The sequence below is a fragment of the Chitinophaga sp. W2I13 genome, assembly GCF_050434005.1.
Classification (GTDB): domain Bacteria; phylum Bacteroidota; class Bacteroidia; order Chitinophagales; family Chitinophagaceae; genus Chitinophaga.
The window spans coordinates 2,888,541-2,912,512 of the sequence record NZ_JBNPWD010000001.1 but is presented as its reverse complement, the minus strand read 5'-3'; the positions used below and the strand labels follow the sequence as shown (position 1 = coordinate 2,912,512).

At 45.9% G+C, this 23,972-nt stretch carries 19 protein-coding genes and 1 pseudogene; 11 read left to right on the top strand and 9 right to left on the bottom strand.

Features of this window, described 5'->3' with window-relative positions:
* Nucleotides 1-39 precede the first annotated feature (39 nt).
* A complete protein-coding gene (locus QFZ48_RS11915; protein WP_370908685.1) occupies nt 40-609 on the top strand; it encodes a DUF3109 family protein in 570 nt (189 codons plus the stop codon).
* Between the two features lie 46 nt (nt 610-655).
* On the top strand, nt 656-2,029 hold the full coding sequence (locus QFZ48_RS11910) for a LutB/LldF family L-lactate oxidation iron-sulfur protein (RefSeq protein ID WP_370908686.1): 1,374 nt from the start codon (nt 656-658) through the stop codon (nt 2,027-2,029).
* Here the strand turns inward: QFZ48_RS11910 and QFZ48_RS11905 are convergent, their stop codons facing one another.
* The 3 genes from QFZ48_RS11905 to purH form a co-directional block, all read right to left on the bottom strand.
* Nucleotides 2,030-3,223, bottom strand: a complete 1,194-nt coding sequence (locus QFZ48_RS11905) for a TonB family protein (protein ID WP_429062395.1) — start codon at nt 3,221-3,223, stop codon at nt 2,030-2,032.
* On the bottom strand, nt 3,216-3,794 hold the full coding sequence (locus tag QFZ48_RS11900) for an RNA polymerase sigma factor (protein WP_429042765.1): 579 nt from the start codon (nt 3,792-3,794) through the stop codon (nt 3,216-3,218). The genes QFZ48_RS11905 and QFZ48_RS11900 overlap by 8 nt, the downstream gene beginning before the upstream one ends.
* A gap of 151 nt (nt 3,795-3,945) precedes the next feature.
* Complete coding sequence (gene purH, locus QFZ48_RS11895) at nt 3,946-5,460, bottom strand: bifunctional phosphoribosylaminoimidazolecarboxamide formyltransferase/IMP cyclohydrolase (RefSeq protein ID WP_429062394.1); 1,515 nt, start codon at nt 5,458-5,460, stop codon at nt 3,946-3,948.
* A 238-nt stretch (nt 5,461-5,698) separates the two neighbouring features.
* On the opposite strand from purH, the gene QFZ48_RS11890 reads away from it, so the two are divergent.
* On the top strand, nt 5,699-6,835 hold the full coding sequence (locus tag QFZ48_RS11890) for a hypothetical protein (protein ID WP_429062393.1): 1,137 nt from the start codon (nt 5,699-5,701) through the stop codon (nt 6,833-6,835).
* Between the two features lie 213 nt (nt 6,836-7,048).
* Here the strand turns inward: QFZ48_RS11890 and QFZ48_RS11885 are convergent, their stop codons facing one another.
* Entirely contained in the window at nt 7,049-9,148 is a 2,100-nt protein-coding gene (locus tag QFZ48_RS11885; RefSeq protein WP_429062391.1) for a ComEC/Rec2 family competence protein, read from the bottom strand.
* A 454-nt stretch (nt 9,149-9,602) separates the two neighbouring features.
* Nucleotides 9,603-12,419, bottom strand: coding sequence for a carbamoyl-phosphate synthase large subunit (gene carB, locus QFZ48_RS11880; protein ID WP_370908691.1), 2,817 nt, complete (start codon nt 12,417-12,419; stop codon nt 9,603-9,605).
* Nucleotides 12,420-12,863: 444 nt separating this feature from the next.
* Here carB and QFZ48_RS11875 point away from each other — a divergent pair, with 444 nt between their 5' ends.
* From QFZ48_RS11875 to QFZ48_RS11865, 3 genes are read left to right on the top strand one after another with little or no spacing between them, the layout of a single operon-like run.
* Nucleotides 12,864-13,109, top strand: coding sequence for a hypothetical protein (locus QFZ48_RS11875; RefSeq protein ID WP_370908693.1), 246 nt, complete (start codon nt 12,864-12,866; stop codon nt 13,107-13,109).
* 49 nt (nt 13,110-13,158) lie between these two features.
* Complete coding sequence (locus tag QFZ48_RS11870) at nt 13,159-14,085, top strand: DUF692 domain-containing protein (RefSeq protein ID WP_370908694.1); 927 nt, start codon at nt 13,159-13,161, stop codon at nt 14,083-14,085.
* 5 nt (nt 14,086-14,090) lie between these two features.
* Nucleotides 14,091-14,753, top strand: coding sequence for a hypothetical protein (locus QFZ48_RS11865; RefSeq protein ID WP_429062389.1), 663 nt, complete (start codon nt 14,091-14,093; stop codon nt 14,751-14,753).
* Here QFZ48_RS11865 and QFZ48_RS11860 read toward each other — a convergent pair.
* Both QFZ48_RS11860 and QFZ48_RS11855 read right to left on the bottom strand, forming a co-directional pair.
* The gene (locus QFZ48_RS11860) at nt 14,748-15,902 is read right to left on the bottom strand and encodes an MFS transporter (protein ID WP_429042780.1); all 1,155 of its coding nucleotides are present in this window, start codon (nt 15,900-15,902) and stop codon (nt 14,748-14,750) included. The two genes, QFZ48_RS11865 and QFZ48_RS11860, sit on opposite strands and share 6 nt — an antisense overlap.
* A 26-nt stretch (nt 15,903-15,928) precedes the next feature.
* Nucleotides 15,929-16,675: a DeoR/GlpR family DNA-binding transcription regulator gene (locus QFZ48_RS11855; RefSeq protein WP_370908697.1), complete on the bottom strand. Its 747-nt coding sequence runs from the start codon at nt 16,673-16,675 to the stop codon at nt 15,929-15,931.
* 84 nt (nt 16,676-16,759) lie between these two features.
* Here QFZ48_RS11855 and QFZ48_RS11850 point away from each other — a divergent pair.
* Nucleotides 16,760-17,318 (top strand): annotated as a pseudogene (locus tag QFZ48_RS11850) (5' nucleotidase, NT5C type).
* Nucleotides 17,319-17,336: 18 nt separating this feature from the next.
* Here QFZ48_RS11850 and QFZ48_RS11845 read toward each other — a convergent pair.
* Together QFZ48_RS11845 and QFZ48_RS11840 are read right to left on the bottom strand one after the other, a co-directional pair.
* On the bottom strand, nt 17,337-17,876 hold the full coding sequence (locus tag QFZ48_RS11845) for a hypothetical protein (RefSeq protein WP_429042786.1): 540 nt from the start codon (nt 17,874-17,876) through the stop codon (nt 17,337-17,339).
* Between the two features lie 147 nt (nt 17,877-18,023).
* On the bottom strand, nt 18,024-18,623 hold the full coding sequence (locus QFZ48_RS11840; RefSeq protein WP_370908700.1) for a helix-turn-helix domain-containing protein: 600 nt from the start codon (nt 18,621-18,623) through the stop codon (nt 18,024-18,026).
* Between the two features lie 488 nt (nt 18,624-19,111).
* On the opposite strand from QFZ48_RS11840, the gene QFZ48_RS11835 reads away from it, so the two are divergent.
* From QFZ48_RS11835 to QFZ48_RS11820, 4 genes are all read left to right on the top strand, one after another.
* Nucleotides 19,112-19,387 carry a hypothetical protein gene (locus QFZ48_RS11835; protein WP_370908701.1) on the top strand — a complete coding sequence of 92 codons (276 nt, stop codon included), beginning with the start codon at nt 19,112-19,114 and terminating at the stop codon, nt 19,385-19,387.
* Between the two features lie 251 nt (nt 19,388-19,638).
* On the top strand, nt 19,639-20,796 hold the full coding sequence (locus QFZ48_RS11830; protein ID WP_429062387.1) for a tetratricopeptide repeat protein: 1,158 nt from the start codon (nt 19,639-19,641) through the stop codon (nt 20,794-20,796).
* A gap of 112 nt (nt 20,797-20,908) precedes the next feature.
* Nucleotides 20,909-22,822: an acetate--CoA ligase gene (gene acs, locus QFZ48_RS11825; RefSeq protein ID WP_429042791.1), complete on the top strand. Its 1,914-nt coding sequence runs from the start codon at nt 20,909-20,911 to the stop codon at nt 22,820-22,822.
* A gap of 29 nt (nt 22,823-22,851) precedes the next feature.
* On the top strand, nt 22,852-23,838 hold the full coding sequence (locus QFZ48_RS11820) for an alpha/beta hydrolase (protein WP_429062386.1): 987 nt from the start codon (nt 22,852-22,854) through the stop codon (nt 23,836-23,838).
* Nucleotides 23,839-23,972: the final 134 nt, after the last annotated feature.

The following is a 23,972-nucleotide window of genomic DNA, read 5'->3' as shown; positions in this document are numbered from 1 at the left end:
GATTGTCTGTCTGTTATTTCAGGCAAAAGAGCATTCCAGATGATTATCATTGACGATAAATACATAAGTGACGAAGTAATTGAGGAGCAATTCGTATGCAATCTGTCCGCCTGTAAAGGCGCATGTTGCGTAGCGGGCGATTGTGGGGCTCCGCTGGATAAAACGGAAGTCAAAACCCTGAAGAAAATTTATCCGAAGATTAAATCTTACCTGCGGGAAGATGGTATCAAAGAAATTGAACACACCGGTACCAATACTACCGACGATGAGTATGGATATGTTACCCCGATTGTAAATAAAGGTATTTGTGCATACGCAACCATAGACGATCACGGCGTAGTAGGTTGTGGCATCGAGAAAGCATACAATGATGGTGTGGTTGATTTTAAAAAACCGATTTCCTGTCACCTGTACCCTATCCGTATTAAAAAGTACGAAACATTTGAAGCAGTAAATTATGACCGCTGGGAGGTTTGCAAACCCGCGTGTAAGAACGGTAAAACCCTTCAAGTGCCAGTGTATCGTTTCCTTAAAGATGCTTTGGTCAGAAAATACGGCACGGAATTTTATGAAGTGCTGGATAACATCGCAAGAAAAGAACACGGGTAAATCATTTTCGGATTTAACTATCTTTAATTAGGAATATTGCTTGCTTATGCATCAAACAGCATCTACTTTTCTGGAAGAAAGTGAAAAGAAAGCGTCTGATCTCGGCCACCGCCAGACGATCAACTTCAATATAGGCAAATACAATACAGCTGTAAAGGCCGGTAAACAACAGTTTACGGATTTACCTGGCGCAAGGGAAAGGGCCAAGAATATCAAGTGGAGAGCTATTGAGCACCTGGATAATCACCTGGAAGAATTTGAGCAAAACTTTACCCGTCGCGGCGGCAAGGTCATCTGGGCTGAAACTGCGGAACAGGTACAACAGGAAATACTGGCCATATGCCAGGCGAAACAATGCAAAAGCATTGTAAAAAGCAAGTCGATGGCCACCGAAGAAGTACACCTGAATGCCTTTATGGAAAGTAATGGCATCGAATGTGTAGAAACTGACCTCGGCGAATACATACAGCAACTCGACGGAGAGCCGCCCTACCACATCGTTACCCCGGCCATGCACAAAAGCAAGGAAGATGTGGCCCGCTTGTTTGCGGAAAAACTTGGCACTGATCCCGGTCTCACTCCGGAGCAATTAACCCTTGTTGCCCGCGAAAAACTTCGCCACAAATACCTTCAGGCCGAAATAGGTATCACCGGCGCCAACTTCATTATAGCAGATACCGGCTCCATTGCCGTTACGGAAAATGAGGGCAATGCACGTTTAACCACTGCTTTCCCCAAAACGCATATCGTACTGGTAGGTATTGAAAAAGTACTTCCTTCTATTACAGACCTCAGCCTGTTCTGGCCTTTATTGGCGACCTATGGTACCGGTCAGCAGATCACCGCTTACAACAGTATTTTCAGCGGTCCCCGGCAGGAAGGTGAAATAGACGGTCCGGAAGAAATGTATGTCATCCTGATGGACAATGGCCGTACCAACATTCTTCAGGATACTACTGCACGTGAAAGCTTATACTGCATCCGTTGCGGCTCTTGCCTCAACGCCTGCCCTGTTTATAAAAATATTGGTGGGCACTCTTATGCTGCCACTTACAGCGGCCCTATCGGCGCTGTCATTACTCCTCATCTCAAAGGGATGGATTCCTACATGCACCTGAGTTTTGCCTCATCGTTGTGTGGTAATTGTACCGAAGTATGCCCGGTGCGCATTAACCTGCATGAACTGCTGCTCCATAACCGTCAGAAAGCCGTAGAGGAAAACTATACTTCCGGTGGAGAAAAATTTGCGTGGTTTATGTGGAAACAAGGGAGTACCAGCCGTAAAATGATGAACATGGCCAGCGGCAGAATGAAAAATTTCCTGCTGCGAAGATTCTTTGCCAAAAGCTGGGGAGATAACAGGGAACTGCCTGTATTCGCGTCTAAATCCTTTAACCAGCAGTGGAAGGAGCGGAAATAACTACTTATCTTTTTGCACGGTAAACTTTACCCTCACCTTTACTTTAGCGGGCTTTCCGTCTGAAGCGGGTGTCCATGCAGGGCCTTCTTTGATTACCCGTATAGCTTCCGCATCACAGGCCTCATTCAGATGACGGATGACTTTAAAGTTTTGCAGGCTACCATCCGGCATAACGATGAAGGATACACGCACTGTACCACTGTATTTATTTTCCGGGTTAACTGTTTTGGTTTTCAGATAGTTTTCAAAGGCTGTTTCTCCTGTTATTGGAGCGGGTTCCCGGTAATCGGTGTTATCAGCATCATCGGACGAGACTTCTACCCCAGCCACTTTTCCGGCTAATGCAGTCTCTGTACCGGAGTTGGGAACAGAGTCGCGTCTGAGCACACTCACCGATCCTGTGACATTTTTCCTCTTCTGCACACCGTAACCCACTACTACTACGTCGTTTAATGCGTTATGCTGGCTGTCCGGTATATTCAGCATCTTACTTCGTCCCCTGATCATTATCTGTTTCTCTTTTTCGGCAGAAGGAGGAGGAATAAAGTTCCGCTGCTGGTCCGTGCGTTCGGCCTGAGCGGCCGGTACAGCACCAAACATATCTGCCGTGTCAGACACTCTTTTGTTTGCAAGAGAAATTGTTTTATCTGCTGCTTCGCTTTTGAAGTCGGGCTTTGTTTTATAGGCTCCTGCTGCCTGTTCTTCCTTTGCTTGCTTCTCAACTGTTAGCGGCTTAACGGGTGTTGCAGGCATAATTTTTTTAGCGGGATGATCAGCACTTACCGCCGATGGGGCGGTGTCTCCATGTTCGGAGTATACGGGTGCCGCCTCCGGTGATGGTTTCGGCGTGCTTACGTTGGCAATAGGTGCTGTTCGCTGTTGGTTCCAAAGGAACCAGCCTGCAGAAAACATCAACAATAAAATAGCTGCCGCTGCTGCGGCCCGGTAAATCATGGGACGGATGCGGCCTCTGGGCGCGACCCTTTCCGACAGCCTGGAGGCAAGATCTTCCTGGTGGACCGTTTGTTCCGGAGCATGCAGTGCATAGCCTTCCAGCGCGTCTGCCAGGAACGGATCGTCCAGGGCCTGGCGTTCCAGGGCATGCATGGCTTTATCGTCCAGCTCTCCCGCCAGGTATTGGCGGATGAGCCCGGCGAGTTCTTCCGGTTTTATATGTGGCCGCTTGTCAGTCATCTTGTTGTTCCATACATATTTTCAGGTTACGCTTTCCGTTCTGGATGTAGCTTTTTACTTTATTCATTTCATATCCTGTAATAACGCTCACTTCCCGGTAGCTCTTCTCTTTCAGGTAAAACAAGTCTACACTGCGTTTTTGTTCTTCCGGTAAAGTTTCCAGGCATTTTTCCATACTCTGCAGGTTATCTTCCAGTGATACGCCGTTTTCATGATGCCCGTTTTCACCGTTTTCCACAACGAGGTGATCATCAATAGATACCTGCCGGGATTCCTTATTTTTCATTGCCCGCAGCTTCATTAAGCAATGATTACGGGCAAGCACATGCAACCAGCTTTTAAAATTCTGGACTTCGTGTTGCTTTACCTTGATAATTAATTCCTCAAAGATCTGCATTACGGCATCTTTGCTGGCTTCTTCATCAAAATATCTCAGGCATACCCCATATGCCAGGTTCATGTAACGCTGGTAAAGGGCGGCAAGAAAATCCAGTTTACCGGTGGTTTTAAACTCCCCGATCAACCAGGCATCATCTGCATCCTGCATGATATTTTGTTGAATAAAAGACATTTGTAGCAGCTATTCGCTTATGGCCTTGGCTTTTAGGATGATATTGATTTACAAGTCGACAATACTATTATTTTTTTTGAATATTATAAGATGAAAATAAGAAAGCACCGGGAATTCCGGTGCTTTCTCTTATAAATTCCATGAATTACGATTAGTGTCTGAAGTGGCGCATGCCGGTCATTACCATTACCATATCATGCTCTTTACAGAATTCAATGGAGTCGTTATCCCTCATAGAGCCACCAGGCTGGATTACTGCTGTAATACCATGTTCGTGGGCAATGCTTACACAATCATTGAAGGGGAAGAAAGCATCGGAAGCCATTGCTGCACCTTTCAGATCGAAACTAAACTGGCCGGCCTTTTCAATGGCGTGGCGCAGTGCATCGATGCGGGAGGTTTGGCCACATCCTTTACCAATCAGTTGTTGATCTTTTACTAATGCGATCGCATTGGATTTCAGGTGTTTGCAAACGATGTTGGCAAACTCCAGGTCAGATTTTTCAGCGGGTGTAGCAGGACGGGCGCCTACTTCGTTCCATTCTTTGTAGTTACCATTATCGCTGTCCTGCAGTAAAACGCCGTTCAATACATTTTTAAACATGTATTTGCTCTTTACCGGTTGTTTCTGTTCCAGGAGGATGCGGTTCTTTTTGGCCTGCAGCACGGTCAGTGCATCGGCATCAAAACCAGGAGCGATGAGGATTTCGAAGAAAATTTCACTGATGGATTCGGCAGTGGTTTTGTCGATTACCCTGTTGGTTACCAGTACGCCGCCAAAAGCGCTTTCCTTGTCGCCTGCCAGTGCTGCATCCCAGGCTTCTTTCAGTGTGCCACGGGAAGCAATGCCGCAAACGTTCGTATGCTTGATCACAGCGAAGGTAGTCGCTTCAAATTCCTGGATCAGCTGGCACGCAGCGTCTACATCCACCAGGTTGTTGAAGGATAATTCCTTACCATGTAATTTGTTAAAGATTTCATCCAGGTTACCATAGAAAACACCACGCTGATGTGGGTTTTCGCCATAGCGGTTCACTTGTCCTTCCGGAATAGAGAGCTGGAAATTTACGCCGGGCTCATTATTCAGGAAATACTGGGAGATCGCCACATCATAGTGAGCGCATACTTCAAACGCTTTGGCAGCAAAGCTTCTGCGATCTTCAATGGTGGTAGCGCCGTTGTTATCGGTCAGTACCTTTTCGAGGTCGGCGTATTGATCTTTCGAAGCAACAATCACCACATCTTTGTAGTTCTTGCCGGCCGCGCGGATCAGTGACACCCCGCCTATATCAATTTTTTCGATGATGGTTTGTTCTACCGTCGTGCTTTTTACGGTTTCCTCAAACGGATACAGGTCAACGATTACCAGGTCTATTTCCGGAATCTGGTATTCCTTCAGTTGTTCCAGATCCTGTGGATTATCACGGCGGGCCAGAATACCACCAAATACCTTAGGATGCAGGGTTTTAACACGTCCACCCAAAATAGACGGGTAAGCAGTCAGGTCTTCTACTGCTACACATTTCACTCCCAGGTCCTCAATAAATTTTTGGGTACCGCCGGTGGAATAGATGGTAACACCTTGTTCACCTAATTTTTTAACAATGTTCTCCAGGTTATCTTTATAGAAAACGGAGATCAGCGCTGATTTAATTTGCTTTTGCATGAATGGAAAACATTAGAAATTAATAACATAGGCTCCCTGGTCCGGAACCGAAAAGAAGCGCAAAGTTAACACGTAACAATCACTTTTCCATTTCTCAATCCTGAGAATATAAAAACGAATGTTTTTGACTGGGCGAAACAGACTGTAAATACTTGTTAAATAACTATTTAAATTTATAAAAATCGATTATTTTGCGAATTGTTAATCTGTTGTTTACCCGCTTAAATTAAATCCCTATATGAAAAGAATTATCTTGTTGTTTTCTCTGGTTTGCCTGCTTGTCAGCGCAAAAGCGCAGGTTGTTTGTGATACGGTTGTAACATTTGCCAGAAATAATACACCGGTAAATGGTACCAAAATCAAAACCAATTTACCATATGCCAATGGTGCAGAAATGCCCACAATCATAATTGAAGGTTATAATTTCGGATCTACCCAGCCAATTGGGCTCATCATCAACTTCTATATCTATAACGGTACTTTCTCCAATGTACAGGCATCTTCTTTTGGCGCCTATACGCCACAAATGTTCCTTGCAAATGAAGGGGGCAAAGTGGTTATTTTCATGAACAGTAAAGATTATTACCAGCGTTTTGCTATCAGGGCCTTTGCCAGGAGCATGCCACAGGACATTCCCGTTAACTACCAGGGATGGAGTGTAGTAGACGAAGCCATTTCTCCAAGTGCATTAAACCAAACGGAGATTACCTATTTAAATGAATTTGCTGGTACAGTAATGTTACCGGGCAATGGTATATGGCAACCCTCTGGTCGCGTGGGGATTAATTTGAATTCACCCCAGGCTCCGCTACATGTTATTGCTACAGCAAAGGATACCATTGCCGGACAAAAAATAGCGGCGATCCTGGGTAACGCCTACAATGAATGGACTGCGTTTGGCGGGGCCGTTGGCGGAAGAATCCGTGGTAGCAGCGAAGGTTATCTGGTATTGGAATCTAATCCAGCCGGCTCTGATAAAAGATTATATCTAAATTCCAATTCTCCCGGTGATATAATCATGGCAGTTGGCGGAGGAAACGTAGGTATAGGTACCGTTGATCCCAAAAGTAACAAGTTAGCTGTGGAAGGCACAATTGCCGCCAGAAGGGTAAAAGTAACCCAGGCTAATCCCTGGCCGGATTATGTGTTTGGTGACAACTATGCTATTATGCCGCTTTACGAAACCGAAAAGTTTGTGAAAGAGCATAAACATTTACCAGATATGCCTTCGGCTAAAGACGTTGCGGAAAACGGCCAGGATCTGGGTGAGATAAACAGAAAGCTGCTGGAAAAAATGGAAGAAATGACATTACATTTGATCCGGATGCAAAAGAAAATCGATCAACTGGAAAGCCAGATTAAACAATCGCGCTAAATGATCTCCCGGTCGGGCCGACTTTGCTTTGGGCCCGGGATCTGGTTCCCTTTGTCTTCTAATATATTGCTCAACTATAACAGCCCGTGGCCACCAGTATACATTATGCTGATAGCCGCGGGCTTTAAAATGAGCGGCGGCCGGTCAACGAAAAACGATATCATCCAACTGCAAGCTGTCTCCTGTACTATTCAGACACCTATCATTCCATTTTTACCTGCATGTCAAAATAAACGCCCCCTGATCTCCAATAGAATAATATTGCATTCCCAAGGTATCACAATCACTTTTCCATTTCTCAATCCTTCGTGCACTATTTGAAGCCGCAAAAATGAGTGTATCAAACGCATAAAAATCGCACAGTTGCCTGATATTCACTGGTGGATTACGTGTTAATAAAATATAATTGGTCTTAAATTTTTCAGGTGGCGCCAGACCCGGCAACGCGCTGTCTATAATCAGTATCCGCTTTCCCTCGAAGCTCAGGAAGCGGCCATATTGCTGAAAAGAAGCGGGTGTACCGGCATGCGCGCGCAGGTTTGCGCGCGTGTTCAGGAGTTGCTGTGCTACGGGTAATTGCCATACACTATCATTACCGGCAAATTGTACCAGGTTACCTTTAATACAATCAATGGCCGTATAGGCGGGCACGTTATAGATAATAATACTGCATTGTCTCTTGCAGGCGGTCACCCAACTGACACGGGCGATCAGAAACCCCCAGATACAAAGAAGTCCCATCCACAATCCAGGCCGGAACCTTACCAGCAACCATAGCGCCAGCGCCGCAATGAGCAGATAAAGCAGTACCGTTTGAGCCAGCGAACAGTGAATTTCTCTGATCACTGCACCGGGTAACTCTCCGATCCACCTGATGCAGCTGTTCATTCCGAGGATCATATATTTCAATGCACTGCCCAGCCAAACCGCTGGCGTCCCGAACGGCGCCAGGAACAGCAATATTACTTCTCCGTAAATAATTACGGTAGACAGCGGCACCGCGATCAGGTTAGCCGGTAAAAAATAATTGGGAAACTGGTGAAAGTAAAATAGGCTCACCGGTGTGGTGATCAGTTGTGCCGCCAACGACACCGCCGTCATTTGCCAAAGCCAGTCTGCCCACCGGCGTTTCCACTCGAACAGGCGGTAAATAGGTTGGTAAAAAAGCAGAATGCTGAGTACGGCGAGGTACGACAACTGAAACCCTGCATCCACTACCAGGTAGGGATTAAAGCATAGTAATATGGTTGCGGAAGCCGCCAAAGTATTGTAAATGCTGCTATACCGGTGCAATACAAAACGTCCGATAGTAATACCTGTAAACATTACCGCAGACCGGAGTACGGAGGCAGATGCACCGGTGAGTAAGGCAAATCCCCACAGCACAACGAGGATGATCACTGCTTTTGTTACATGCATCCAGGGATGGGCTGGTAGCCATTGCAGCAACCATAGCAGTGTACTGTACAGCAAGGCAAGATGCATTCCCGAAATGGCAATCACGTGCACAATCCCGGTATTACTGTAGCTCTGCACCACATCCCGGTCAAGGTCCTGGCGGTAACCAATAAGCAATGCTTCTGCCATACCGGCTTCCGGTCCGTTACCAATATACTTTTTCAGATTATACAGGCAATAATCCCTTGCCTGCAGCAATAACCTGCGTACCGGATGTCCACGATTATACGGTAACAGGTAAAAGTCTGCCGGGCCGAGATACACCTGCTGGTAAACCTGTTGTGTTACCATATATTGCTGATAGTTAAACGCCCCGGGGTTACCGCTAAATTTGATGAATTCGGGCCGTTTCCTGGCAATTAATTCGTCTCCGTAGTGAAGGGCAGGTAAAAGACTGTCCTTGCCCGTATAAAGCAATAAACAGCCTTTAACAGGCAACCATTCATCCTCTTTGCAAACGGCTATTACCTGTGCGGTGGTTTTAAAGGAACGGGGCTTTTCCTGTGGAGGTTCATTTATGCGCAACAGGTAAAATGGTGTATCGACCAGGTACCTATCGTAAAAATCTTTGCTATGGCGGATATCGGCATTATATAACAGCAAACCGCCACAACAACAGATCAACAGGGAGCATAATATTCCTGGTAGCCAGGCCGCGGCAAAACGCCATTGCAGCGGTAAAAAACGAAACGCTGATACACCTGCCATGCAACAACAGGCTGCTGTAATGTACCAAACAGGATTCACCGGTATATACAGCTGAAGGGTAATTCCAGCTACTAATGGTGCGATGATACGCAGAAAAGGTGCACGCTTCCACCATTTCACAACAAACAATGCAGATTCAAATTCCATGCAGGGTTAACTTTATCGGGTAAACAAACCTCGCATTTCTGAGTAGTAAAAGCGTTTTGGAAATGTTAAAAGGGGATGTTTCTGACTGCTAATATTTATATATGATATCTTGAAAACTTTCACTTTACCTAAATAAATCCCGGCAAACTAATAAAGCTCATCTTCTTTTTAAGTTATTAATAATCATATAGTATCATATTATACACTATCGCATCTGTTATTGATTAGTTAACATCTCTTTTAAATATAATATTATTTGTAAACTGCATTACCGGTCACGCTATATGAATTGTATCAAGATTCAATAGTCGTGTCTTTAATGGTTATTTTGAGGGAAAAGAAGGAGCCTGATTTTTATCAGGCTCTGTTCATTTTCAGATAAAACGATTTATACATAAAAAAGCCCTTCCGATGTAACGGAAGGGCTTTTAATATTTGGTTTCTTAACAGGAAACTACTTGCTCAGATACATACTCTTTTCTTTGAAAAGCTGTCTGAAATACGGGTCACGCAGATCCTTGATAAAGCGGATGGCTTCTCCTGTAGATTTCATTTCAGGTCCGAGTTCCTTGTTTACACCCGGGAACTTATTGAAAGAAAATACCGGCTCCTTGATAGCAAAACCTGTAAGATTCTTTACAATGGTAAAGTCCTTCAGCTTATTGGCGCCTATCATCACTTTAGTGGCAATGTTCAGGTAAGGTACCTGGTAAGCTTTCGCAATAAACGGTGTAGTACGCGATGCACGCGGATTAGCTTCGATCACAAACACATTACCATCTTTAATGGCAAACTGGATGTTGATCAAACCACGGATATCAAGTGCACGTGCAATCTTTTCTGCATAGTACTCCATAGTGGTTACCTCAATTGGCGACAGGTTGAAGGCCGGCAGCAACGCATGGCTGTCGCCACTGTGAATACCCGCTGGTTCAATATGTTCCATCACACCCATTACATGGAAATCAGTACCATCAAAAATACCATCTATTTCCGCCTCCTGACAACGATCCAGGAAGTGATCAATCAGAATTTTATTACCTGGCAGATGTCTGAGCAGGCTCAGTACAGATTCTTCCAGTTCTTCTTCATTGATAACAATTCTCATGCGCTGCCCGCCCAATACGTAGGAAGGACGCACCAGCACCGGGTAACCCACTTCTTTCGCCACATCAATAGCGTCATCCGTGTTGTAAGCAGTACCGTACTTTGGATAAGGAATACCAAGTTCTTTCAGCATGTCGGAGAAACGGCCGCGGTCTTCCGCAATATCCATGTTGTCAAAGGATGTACCTATGATCTTCACGCCATTTGCTTCCAGGCGCTTCGCCAGTTTCAACGCAGTTTGACCACCCAGCTGAACAATCACACCTTCCGGTTTTTCCAGTTCTATTATTTCCCAAAGGTTTTCCCAGAACACCGGCTCGAAATACAGCTTATCCGCCATATCAAAATCGGTTGATACCGTTTCAGGGTTACAGTTCACCATGATGGCCTCATATCCGCAATCCTGGATGGCTTGCAAACCATGCGTACAGCAGTAGTCGAACTCAATACCCTGTCCAATCCTGTTGGGGCCGGAACCGAGTACAATGATCTTTTTCTTATCGGTAGGAACACTTTCGTTTTCTGTATCAAAAGTAGAATAGAAGTAAGGCGTTTTTGCTTCAAACTCTGCGCTGCAGGTATCTACCATTTTAAATGTGCGGCGGATACCCAGCTCTTTACGTTTAGCGTATACTTCATCTTCATCACAATCGCCAAACAGGATAGCCAGTTGCGCGTCAGAGAAGCCCATTTTCTTGGCGTCTCTCAGCATATCAACGGAAACAGTCTGCAGGTCGAGTTCCAGCAATTGTTTTTCCAGGTTCACGATATCCTGTATCTGGTGCAGGAACCAACGATCAATAAAGGTAAGCTGATGAATATGTTTTACCGATACGCCCGCCATCAAAGCATCTTTTATACGGAAGATACGATCCCAGGTTGGACGCTTTAATTTTTCAATCAGTTGCTCGCTCTTCATGAGTGATTTACCATAGTAACCCAATCCCAGCGCATCGTTCTCGAGGCTCTGGCAGGCTTTCTGCAGGGCTTCGGGGAAAGTACGTCCGATAGACATTACCTCTCCTACCGACTTCATCTGCAATCCTAAAGTATCATCAGCTCCTTTGAATTTATCAAAGTTCCAGCGCGGCATTTTAACGATTACATAGTCCAGTGCCGGCTCGAAAAATGCGGAAGTAGTTTTGGTGATCTGGTTTTCCAGTTCATCCAGTGTATAACCAATCGCCAGTTTCGCAGCAATTTTTGCAATCGGATAACCGGTTGCTTTGGAAGCCAGTGCAGAAGAGCGGCTTACACGCGGATTGATTTCAATGGCAATCAGCTCTTCATTTTCAGGGTTGAGAGAGAACTGCACATTACAACCACCGGCAAAGTTGCCGAGGTCGCGCATCATCACCATCGCTTTGTTACGCATGTCCTGGAAAGCTGTATCGCTCAGGGTCATTGCAGGAGCTACTGTAATGGAATCACCGGTATGGATCCCCATGGGATCAAGATTTTCCACGGTACAAATGATAACAACGTTATCATTCTTATCACGCAGCAATTCCAGTTCAAATTCTTTCCATCCGAGTACGGCTTTTTCCACCAGAACCTCATGGATCGGAGAAGCTTTTAAACCACGGTCCAGTGCTTCATCCAGGTCGTCTTTGCTATGCACAAAACCACCACCGGTACCACCCAGTGTGAAAGAAGGACGGATTACCAGCGGAAATCCTATTTCCTGGGCAAACTCTTTACCTTCCAGGTAGGAGTTCGCTGTTCTGGCAGGCGCTACGGGTATTCCCAGCCGGATCATCCACTGCCGGAACTGTTCGCGATCTTCCGCCTTATCAATGGCTTTGATGTCTACTCCAATCAGGCGAACGTTATTTTTTTCCCATATTCCCAGTTCGTCTACTTCTTTACAAAGGTTCAGCGCAGTTTGGCCGCCCATCGTGGGTAATACGGCATCTATCTGGTTTTCTTCCAGAATCTGCTCAATGCTTTCCACGGTCAGCGGCAGCAAATAAACCTTATCGGCCATCATAGGATCCGTCATGATGGTAGCCGGATTGGAATTAATCAAAATCACTTTAATTCCTTCTTCCCGCAGCGAACGTGCTGCCTGGGAACCGGAATAATCAAATTCGCAAGCCTGACCAATAATAATGGGTCCAGAACCGATAATGAGTACAGATTTGATAGATGAGTCTTTTGGCATTTGTGTAATCTATTGAAAATGAAAAACCAAATTGATTTTTCCGCCGTGTGAGGGAACAAAAAAATCGTGCAAAGTTACGGGATTTGAAATTTATAAACAGAAATAAATTTTGTTTTGGGAGAAGATTTTTTGCGGAGATGGATGAATGTAGCTGAATTTATATAGAATAAATCCGTTATTTGGTAGAAATAAACAACGTGCAAGAAATCCCTGAAACACAAATCAATGATCCCCTGATCATGATCTTCCGGGAATTACCCCGTTCCTCATTTTCCCGTATAAATACTTATCATGATTTCATCTTATTCTCCTAACTTTATCATCCGCAGTTAAAAATATACTGCGCTGCAACCCCAAAAAGACTGGCACTAAATTCTACGACAGCCCTGCCCGCAGGGAATCCTTCTTTTATTTTTTATTTAAACACCCCAAAAATTAAACGTCATGCGCACAGCTGAAATTCATTACGGCGACAATGGTCACGTAGATGTTGCCGTTCCCAAAGGCACCAAAATGGAAGACATCGCCAAACTGCAATCCATGGTGATCAAACAAATCAATCCCCGCGGATGCCAGGCCTGCTTATCCGGTGTTCACTTTAACATCCGGGAAAAGCTGGAAGAAGTGATTAAAGTTGACCTGGATAAAATGGCGGTCATCAAAGACATTGCTATCAAACAACAACATTAATGCGGATACCGTCCCGGCCTTGCCGGGACGGTTCTTAAACCTCCTCACCATGTCACAAGTATTATCAACAGCCAGGGTGGGCCGTCTTTATCAGCAAACTATTCCACAACTGGGCGTAGGCCTCCTCTACAATCCTGCGCTGGAACTATACCTGGACGCATGCCCCGGCATTTGCGATTACGTGGAGATTATCCCGGATATGTTCTGGACGGATCGCGGAAACAATACTCCACAACGGTTTGAAGAAATTGAATCCTGGATGAAAGTGCTGGATAAAATAGCGGCCCAATATCCTCTAACTTCGCACAATATCTCCTATTCCCTCGGCAGTGCAGGTATCTTCGATAAAGCCTATCTGCAAAAAATGAAAGAATGGCATGAACGCTATCGCTTTAAATGGCATAGCGATCACCTTTCTTTTGTAAAAGTGCATAACGAAGAACAGGAAGAACACAATGCAGGACTTGCTGTACCGGTACCGTACGATTATGAAGTGCTGGATATGATCGGTGGCCGCATCAATGCCATCAAACGCTCCATCAGCACACCTTTCCTGGTGGAAAATAATGTATACTTTATCGACCTTCCCGAACAGGAACTCAGCGAAACCGCCTTCCTTAATGAGTTATCGCGCGATACTTCCTGTGGTTTGCTGCTGGACATCCACAATGTATATACGAATGCGGTAAATCATCACTTCGATGCAAAAGCTTTTATTGCACAACTGGAACTGGATAAAGTCATTGAAATACATATTGCAGGCGGAAACGAAATGGCCGGCATGTACACTGACTCCCACGCAGGGCCGTGTCCGCCGGAAGTATGGGAACTACTCGATTATACGTTACCGTTAGTACCCAACTTATGCGGCATCACCTTCGAGTTTCATGAATCTTATTTTCACCTGCTGCAATTCGACGGTGTTACCCGCGAACTAAACAGGGCGAAAGCAGCCTGGAACCTTTATCATACCTGAGTATTATGTCACTTCTATCTTTTCAGAAAGCACTGACGGACCTGATTGCCTCCCCGCAATTATGCCTGCAGCTGCGGAATGATGCCGCAGCAGTATTATCACGGTACGATCTTACCGGCCGTGAGCAGCGACGGCTGCAAACAGTAGTGTACCAGCAGGGCATGTCGGTAAGTTGTACCCTGTACCGGGTAAACAGGATCACGCCCATTTACACGATGCTTCCTTATACCTGTTTTTTACTGGGCGGGCAACTGATGCCGGTAATAGAAGCGTTTTGGGCCCTAGACAACCGGTCGGATCTGCAGTTTAAAAGGGAAATCAACATCTTTGGGGAATTCCTGTTGCAGAAATTATTGAGCGGGGAAATGGTGAATCCTTACCTGCGGGAAATTGTAGTAATGGAGCTCGCCATGAATGAATTGAAATTTTTACCGCGGGAATCACTGATGGAAACCGGTGACGATGAAACAAGCTTACATCCGCTGGTCAGGCTGGTGCCATTTGATCATCCGCCGGAACCCTTGCTCACAGCGCTTGCAGGCATGAAGCTACCAGAACGGGAAGAAGATACCGGTGAATACTGGCTGATGCTCGACCACCGGGAAGAAGAACTTTCTTTCCGCGCGCTGCCCCACAAAAATGGAGCAGCGGCGGTTGCAGGATTATAATTTGATCCTGGAAGACATCACGGCTATAGCAGCGCCCATAACAGCAATCATCGTAAAAGCCACGCCAAGATTCGTAGCCTGCGCTACAAACCCAATCAGCGGAGGACCAAACAGGAATCCAAAATAACCAATGGTAGATACCGTGGCCAGCGCCATTCCCGGCGGCAGCTTTGTGGATCTGCCCGCAGCACTGTATACCAGCGGCACTACTGCCGATACGCCCGCGCCCACCAGCATAAAGCCCAGCATGGCCGGAACAAAGTAAGGGAAGATAACCGCTACCAGCAAACCACTGGCAGTAAGTCCGCCGCTTATCAGCAGCATCTTTTTAACACCCAGCCGTGTAGTCAGGTAATCTGCTATGAAGCGTCCGGATGCCATGGTGCTCATAAAGGCTGCATAACCCGCGCCGGACCATCCCTCCCGTACCTGTATCACCCTGCGGAAATAAACCCCGCTCCAGTCAAACATAGTGCCCTCGCAAATCATAGAGCACATGGCGATAATTCCCAGCGTAAACAGGAAAGCATCCGGCCTGCCAAATAAAGAAGGTGCATTATTTTCATTGGTTACACGAACCACCAGCCGGTTCATTGTGATGACGATAAGGATCCAGGAAACCGCGGTAACAATTAAAAAGTGATATACCGGCGCCAGGTGCAAACCTGTCATCCAGGTACCAAAAGCCGCCCCGGTAAAACCCGCTACACTCCACAATCCGTGAAACGAAGCCATAATAGAACGGCCATACATGGCCTCCACGCCTACTGCCTGTGTGTTCACCGCAATGTTGGCAAGGTTACCGAAAAAGCCAAAGAATACCAGGAATGCACTCAGCTCCAGGGAAGTATGCGCCAGTCCGAGCACCGGCAGCACTGCGGCGTATGCTACCGCCGCAATCAGCAATACCTGGCGGCTGCCATATTTCGATACCAGTATGCCGGCCACCGGAAGGGAAATAATGGAACCTACCGGCAGCGCCAGCAGTACGCTTCCCAGCCCGGCATCATTTAATTTTAATGCCAGCTGAATATCCGGAATGCGGGAAGCCCAGCTGGAAAAGCATAGTCCGGTTAAAAAAAACAAGGCGCTCACCGCAATACGCGTGGCTCTTTTATTAATCATTACCATCGATAGATCGTGTAACATCTTCGGTCAGATAAAAGTTGAATTGATCAGATCACCTGTATTCCCAGGTTAATATAAGGTTTTAGTGATGGCAGGTCCGGATTATCTGTTATAATCGTATCCAGGCCAGTGATATCGCATACTTTAAACGGTTCCGCTGTACCCATTTTATCGCTGGTAGCCAGTGCAATGGTTTTATTGGCAGATCCCACCATTACGCTTTTCACATCTGCTTCCCCAAGATCCAGGCCTGTTACGCCCGCATCCGGATGCAAACTGCAGATGCCCAGGAAGCAGATATCCGCCCGCATTTTTTCCAGCATACGGATCGTATCCATGCCACCGGCCGTTTGGGAATCTTTACCAATCAGCCCACCCGTGAAAATCACCTCAATGACGGGGTGCTCTATTAGTTGCGCCACTATCGGTACACTGTTCGTAATAACGGTGATATGAAGATTAGCAGGAAACAGTTTTGCCAGCATTAAAGTAGAAGTCCCCCCGTCAAGAATAATAGTTTGACCATTATGCAGATACGCCAGGGCTTTGGTGGCAATATGTTTCTTATCATCTTCATGATATACAATACGCTCCTTAAAAGAATAAGGATTCGGTGAATGCGGGATCGCTCCTCCCCGTACTTTGATCAGCTGCCCGTTTTGCGCCAGCGATTCAAGGTCCCTGCGCACGGTGTCTTCCGATACCTGCAAATCGCTGCTAAGCTCTGTTTGCAGCACTTTATGATCTGTTTGCAGCTTTTTGAGGATATAATCCAATCTTTCCTCTCTCAACATGGGTCGTGCTATTTTATGCAATATTATGAAAGATTATGCAATAATTTGCAGAATATCGCATAACTTCGCATAAAATAGCAAAATATGGCAAGAATAGCAATCGACATGGACAATGTAATGGCAGACCTTACCCAACATCTGCTGGATGTATACGCAAAAGAATATGGCGAAATAATAGATCCGGAGCGTTTGAACAACATCCCCGAAGGCAGCGCATTCCCTGAAGGTGTAGCCATGAAAATACTGAGTTCCCCGGGATTTTTCAGGGGGATACCGGTAATGGCGGGCAGCCAGGAAGTAGTAAAGGCACTGGCAGACCAACACGAAGTTTTTGTAGTATCCGCGGCGCATGGAATTTCCATTGTCACTGGCGGAAAAACACGCATGGCTGAGTGAACATTTTCCTTTTATCAGCTGGAAAAATATAGTATTCTGCGGGTCCAAAACCATTGTGGAAGCGGATTACATGATTGACGACCACGATAAAAACCTGTCTGCTTTTAAAGGAACGCCACTCCTGTTTACAGCCCCGCACAATTTACCCCTTACCGATTACAAACGGGTAAACAACTGGGAAGAAGTAGCTGAATATTTTGAATTGAGTGCTGTAAAAAATGAAAACCATTTGCTGGCTGTGAGCTAACACCGGATTGATCCCGGCTTACCTGGATTCCAGGGTACTGATCCTTTTTTCGAGGGTGCTTACCTTGCGGACGTACTGTTGTACCTCCATACATTTGTCCAGGTAGGCTTCTACCCAGTTAACCTCCTGCTTTATGGCAGGTGGACCGGTAAAGTAACCGGGCGATAATTGCAGATGTTCCTGCAACAGCTCCAACTGCTTGTCGCTAAATACCGCAGTATCCAGCCATTCATGCATATTATTTAACGATATGTGCAGTTGAGCCGCCAGTTGCTCATCTGTTATTTTTTGCTTCGCAAGATATAATTGCAGCAGTTCACCCTGATGGCAGGTATTTCCTTCCAGTGAGTTCCAGTGGTAAAAATCCTCCAGCGTAACGGGAACAGCTTCCAGCAATATATCCAACTTTTCCTTTTTAATAGCTGCCTGCGAAAAATAACGATACAGGCCTTGCGGGGTTAATTTAACTTTCTTAGCATAATGCAGGATCACAATTTCCTTTTGCCTCAGTATACGCCGCAACCTGGCGCCTGCATGAACATAATATGGAACTGACATTTATACGATTCCTGTTTTGGTGAAGAATGGGGTGTGTATACAAATATAATACTTTTATATTCTCAAAACAGCGGTTGTTCTCTTGAATTTTAAAGCACACTGGCTAAAACTATCAACAAATATCATTATAACAAACTGGATGCTATTTTAACTATTTTGTTTGCGGAAAGCCGCCAGTTCTTTCTTTATCTGCAGCAACTCATCTTTCAGTGCAGCATGACTTTTCAGCAACTGCGTATATTCTTCCAGCTGCTTATAATATTTTTCCCTAAGCAACATCATTTCTTCGCTATCCGTATTACGGGCTTCCTGCACGGTACCGGGGTTAAGAAAGGCATCCACGCTCATATCCAATCCTTTCGCCACCCTGTCCAGTTCGTCCGGCGAAAAGCTTTCTTTCTCAAATAAGTTATACATGGTACGGCGGCTCATATCCAAACGGCCGGCCAGTTTGCTTTTATTCAACCCTTTCTCTGCAATGATATGCTGTAAGCGTTCTCCGTGATGTATACTTTTACCATTCGTTAGCTGCATCGCACCATTCCATCTCATAAATTCTTCCGGGGTAATACCAATAAGCGCGCAAAAGCGCTCCATCGTAGCGCGTTTCATGTCACTTTTCCGCAAGTGATAATGAGCGATCTGGTTTGTAAAACCGGCCATAGTGGCGAAATCAACAATCTTTATTTTTTTTTGCTTCAAGATCTGTTTCAACCGGTGTCCCATGTGTATCAGGCTCGACTGCATCCCTTTTCATTTTAAATTATAATGCTACATACAGGATGACCTGTCGTATTATCGTATAATTTAACAATTAATATTTCATTCTGTAAATAAAAATATCAATTTAACGAAAAAAATATAAGTCCGTAACCAGCCCTGGCAACAAATATCCGTACTAACTATAAAGGGTATACGCAAAAAAATAACAAGAAATATTTATCGATTTAATAACGATGAAATCAGAATGATAACAAACAGGATTATTGTGTAAACGATACACATCATTTATAGATTAACGAATCATAAACAAAAGCATAATAATTCTCTCAAACGCGCTACTGCAAACGGTTACATCATCACATATTTTTTTTAAAGAAAGTAAAGTTTTGTAATTATAAATTGCATGATTATAAATATATTTGCTTACACCTTAAGTAACTTTAAAACATGTTCTACTATTCCGACAATTCATTTGTTAACCATATCCAATCATTCTGAAAATAATACCCACTATGAGCAAAGAACCAATAAATGTGCTACTTGACATTCATACCAAACTTTCCAGTCTTCCTGTGCTGTTCAGGGAGAAAGTATGTGAAGAATGTAACTGGAGCACACCCACATTTTATCGCAAAATGCGCGGAAGAGATAAGCCGAATCCAAATGAGAAAGGAAAAATCATTCCTGCACTCAGTAATGCGGAAAAGCAACGAATCATTGAAATTATGGAAGAAGTATTTGCATCCGGTGAAGATGACCTGGCAAAATACCGGAAACCTTCCAAATGACCACTGTTGCCTTTCATCCGCCGTTTGTAAAAACATCTTACGTAAAAGTAATCATGCTCCGTAAAGCCTTGTTCCCCACCCCGGGTAAACAAGGCTTTACTTTTAGCTGCGGATTTTTGTCTTTTTGCCTGATTACGCTGTTATACTGATTTCACTGAGATATTTTTCGGGATTTTAACTTCTGGCTCCCGATCAACTAAGTTTTTCTTTTTAAAACTAAATTCTTAGTTTTAAAGATAAATACAATGTCTATGAACCGGATTATATATCGGATAGCCCAGTGGTTTATCAGTCTGCTGCTACTTATAAATATCACTACCGTGGCCCTGGCACAGGAATCTATCGACCGTACGCAATTGATGGAATACCTCCAGAGCCAGCAATATGATGCTGCCATCGGCTACCTGCAGCCCCGCGTACAGGAAAATAATATCGGGCAGCTTTCCCTCCTGGCATATACGTACTACCTCTCGGGAAAAACAAAAGATGCCATGACCCATTATGAAAAGGTACTGGCACTGGACAGCAACAATGTACCGGCACATCAATACCTGGCCAGCATCAGCATGCAGCTGGAAAGCCCGCTCCCCGCCATTTTTCACTACCGGCAAATTGTCCGCCTACAACCCGCCAATGCCACTGCATACAAACAACTCAGCTTCGCCTGCTTCGCAGCACAACAGCCGGATACGGCATTTTTCTACCTGCAAAAAGCATATGCGCTCAATCCGGCAGATCCAAAAGTAACCGCACGTCTCGGGGAAGAACTGATCGAAAAGCAGCAATATCCGCTGGCAGACAGCATCCTGCGAACCTTTCTGAAAACAGACTCGCTCCAGCCCACCGTTATCATGACCGCCATCAGGTCCGCCTGGTTTCTGAAAAATTATACCCGCTGTACCGATCTCGGCACGCAACTGATGCGCATGAATATCCTGTCGCCTAACACCTTCAGCATCGTTTCTGCTGCCTGGTACACGCTCAAACAATACCCGCAATGCATCAACGTATATGAATATGTGCAGGCCAATAAAGGGCAGTCTGAAACCATTACGTATTACGCAGCCCTTGCCTATACCGCATTAAAAAACTATACGGCCAGCAATGAACTGCTGCAAACCTGCATCGACATGGCTACCTCGAAAAGCCTGAACAGCTACTACAGCGGGAAGTCGGTGAACTACGAAGGCCTCCGCCAATACAAATCAGCCGTCGCCAACCTGGATACCGCCTACTACCTTTTTCACCAACCCCTGCACCAATACAGTATTGGCCGCATCTACGAGGTACATCTCCGCAACAAACCACTGGCTACCCGCTACTATAAACGCTACCTGCAACTAGGCAACCCTGCTAATCCCCAGGAAGCAGATATTTACAAATACCTCCGCTCATATGTTGAAAAATAATCTGCTTCTAATATGATTTTTTAGATTATCTCTACCAAACCATCTGGTTTTTCTTAAATTTAAAGCCCGTTAGGAAAATGCTTGTACTTAACCAATAAACAATTACGGTGCTATGTCGTACCCATACCAGATCAAGAGTATCGAAGATTATCAGCAGGCTTATCAACAGAGTGTGATTGACCCGGAAGGCTTCTGGGCCAATGTAGCAGACCATTTTTACTGGCGTCGCAAATGGGACAAGGTATTGGACTGGAACTTCAAAGACCCGGAAATCAAATGGTTTACCGGCGCTAAACTGAACATTACAGAAAACTGCCTGGATCGCCACCTGGGCACACTGGGCAATACTCCCGCCATCATCTGGGAACCCAATGACCCGGAAGAACACCACCGCATTATCACGTACCGCGACTTATACAACAAGGTTTGCCAGTTTGCGAATGTGCTCAAGAACAATGGCGTTAAAAAAGGCGACCGTGTATGTATTTACATGGGCATGATCCCGGAACTGGCTATCGCCATCCTGGCCTGCGCCCGTATCGGCGCTGTTCACTCCGTAGTATTCGGGGGTTTCAGCGCACAGTCTATTGCCGACAGGATACAGGATGCCCAGTGCAGCCTGGTAATCACCTGCGACGGCGCATATCGCGGCGCAAAGGATATCCCGCTGAAATCCGTTATGGACGACGCATTGATGGCATGTCCATCTGTAAAAAAAGTAATTGTATGTACACGTACCCGCACCCCGGTAAGCATGCTGAAAGGCAGGGACCTGTGGTGGGAAGATGAAATAAAACAGGTAGAAACAATGGGCAATCCGCCCTGCCCGGCGGAAGAAATGGATGCGGAAGATCTCCTGTTCATCCTTTATACTTCCGGCTCTACCGGCAAACCCAAAGGCGTGGTTCACACCTGCGCCGGCTACATGGTATACGCCAACTATACCTTCGTAAATACCTTCCAGTACCAACCCGGTGAAGTATATTTCTGTACAGCAGATATCGGCTGGATTACCGGTCACAGCTACATTGCCTATGGTCCGCTCAGCGCAGGCGCCACCACGCTCATGTTTGAAGGGGTGCCTACTTATCCGGACGCAGGCCGGCTGTGGGAAATTGTAGATAAATTCCGTGTCAACATCCTGTATACCGCACCAACAGCCATTCGCAGCCTAATGAGCTATGGCCTCGGCCCTGTAAATCATAAAGACCTCAGCTCCCTCAAAAAACTGGGCAGCGTAGGAGAACCGATTAACGAAGAAGCCTGGCATTGGTTTAAAGATAATATCGGCAAAGGCAAATGCCCTATCGTAGATACCTGGTGGCAAACAGAAACCGGTGGTATCATGATCACCCCTATTGCAGGCATCACCAAAGAAAAACCAGGATACGCCACCCTGCCACTGCCGGGTGTACAACCGATCCTGGTAGATGAAAATGGTAAAGAACTCAAAGGCAACGGCGTAAGCGGTAACCTCTGCATCAAGTTCCCCTGGCCCGGTATGCTGCGCAGCACCTACGGCGATCACGAACGTTTCCGTAAAACATATTTCTCTACCTACGAAAATCTCTACTTCACCGGCGACGGCTGCCTGAGAGATGAAGATGGCTACTATAGAATTACCGGCCGCGTGGACGACGTACTCAATGTAAGCGGTCACCGTATCGGTACAGCGGAAGTGGAAAACGCCATCAATATGCACGCCGGCGTTGTGGAAAGCGCCGTGGTAGGGTATCCTCACGATATTAAAGGCCAGGGCATCTATGCTTACGTGATCACCGAACGCCTCACGCATGATCCTGAACTGACTAAAAAAGATATCGCGCAAACAGTGGCCCGCATCATCGGTCCCATTGCCAAGCCGGATAAGATACAGATCGTAAGCGGTTTGCCTAAAACCCGTTCCGGTAAAATCATGCGCCGCATCCTGCGGAAAATTGCTGAAAACGATATGGATAACTTAGGCGATACCTCTACCCTGCTGGATCCTGGCGTGGTAGACGAAATCAAAAGAGGAAAACTGTAACAGCTTCAAAGCTTTTAAAAAACAAAGGGATGCAGATTAATTTGCATCCCTTTGTTGTACCTGATTATACTATGAAGCGTTTCTTCAAAAAGCTGGCCTGGACCTGCATCCTCCTTTTCGTATTACTCAATATTATCGGGGCCTTTCATGCGTGGAAGTTTACCCACTTTTATGACGATGGCGGCCGCAGGAACAAACTCCCGGAACAAATGAGTACGGGCGAAAAGATAAAAACCATTTTATTTGGTGTACGCATTGCCAAATCCGCTACCACCGGTTTCCCATCAGTACCTTACGAAACCGTATTGCTGCGCACTGCCGGCGGCCTCCGGCTGGAAGGCTGGTGGATCCCGGCCAAAGCGGCTACCGGCACAGTTATCCTGTTCCATGGTTACAATGGCAATAAAGGCTCGTTATTGCCGGAAGCAGATCGTTTCCGCTCGCTGGGCTACAATACTTTTTTACTGGATTTCCGCGCCCATGGCAACAGCGAAGGATATACCTGCAGCGTAGGCTACAAAGAAGCAGAAGATGTAAAGCTGGCGTGGGAGTATGTAAAACAGAAAAACAAGCACCCGGTGATCCTCTGGGGAGTAAGCATGGGCGCTGCCGCTATTTTAAAGGCTGTTCCTGAATACGGGCTCAAACCAAAGCAACTCATCCTCCAGTGCCCGTTTGCTACGCTTACAGACGCTGTAAAAAGCAGGATGCGCGCGGTGCATCTGCCGGCATTCCCTTTTTCACAGATTCTTACCTTCTGGGGAGGAATAGAACAAGGTTTCTGGGGCGCCGGTTTTAAGCCGGAAAGCTATGCCAGCCAAATAGATATGCCAGTATTATATTTTTACGGGAAACAGGATATCCGGGTTACGGAACAGGAAACACGGGAGGTATTTGCTCATTTAGGTACCCGGCAAAAAAAACTGTATATCTTCCCCAACGCCGGACACCAGTCGTTTTGCGGCAAAGATTCCACAACCTGGATGAAGGAAGTCACTGCTTTTCTGCAACCATAAAAAAGCGCGCACCATACGAGTGGAGCGCGCTCTTCACAGGATCTGACCCGCCGTTTATATTTGAGTCATGGTGCAGTAGTACTGCCCCACTAGATGCCGTACCGGTTTGTGGTGGATGCTAAATTACAACATGC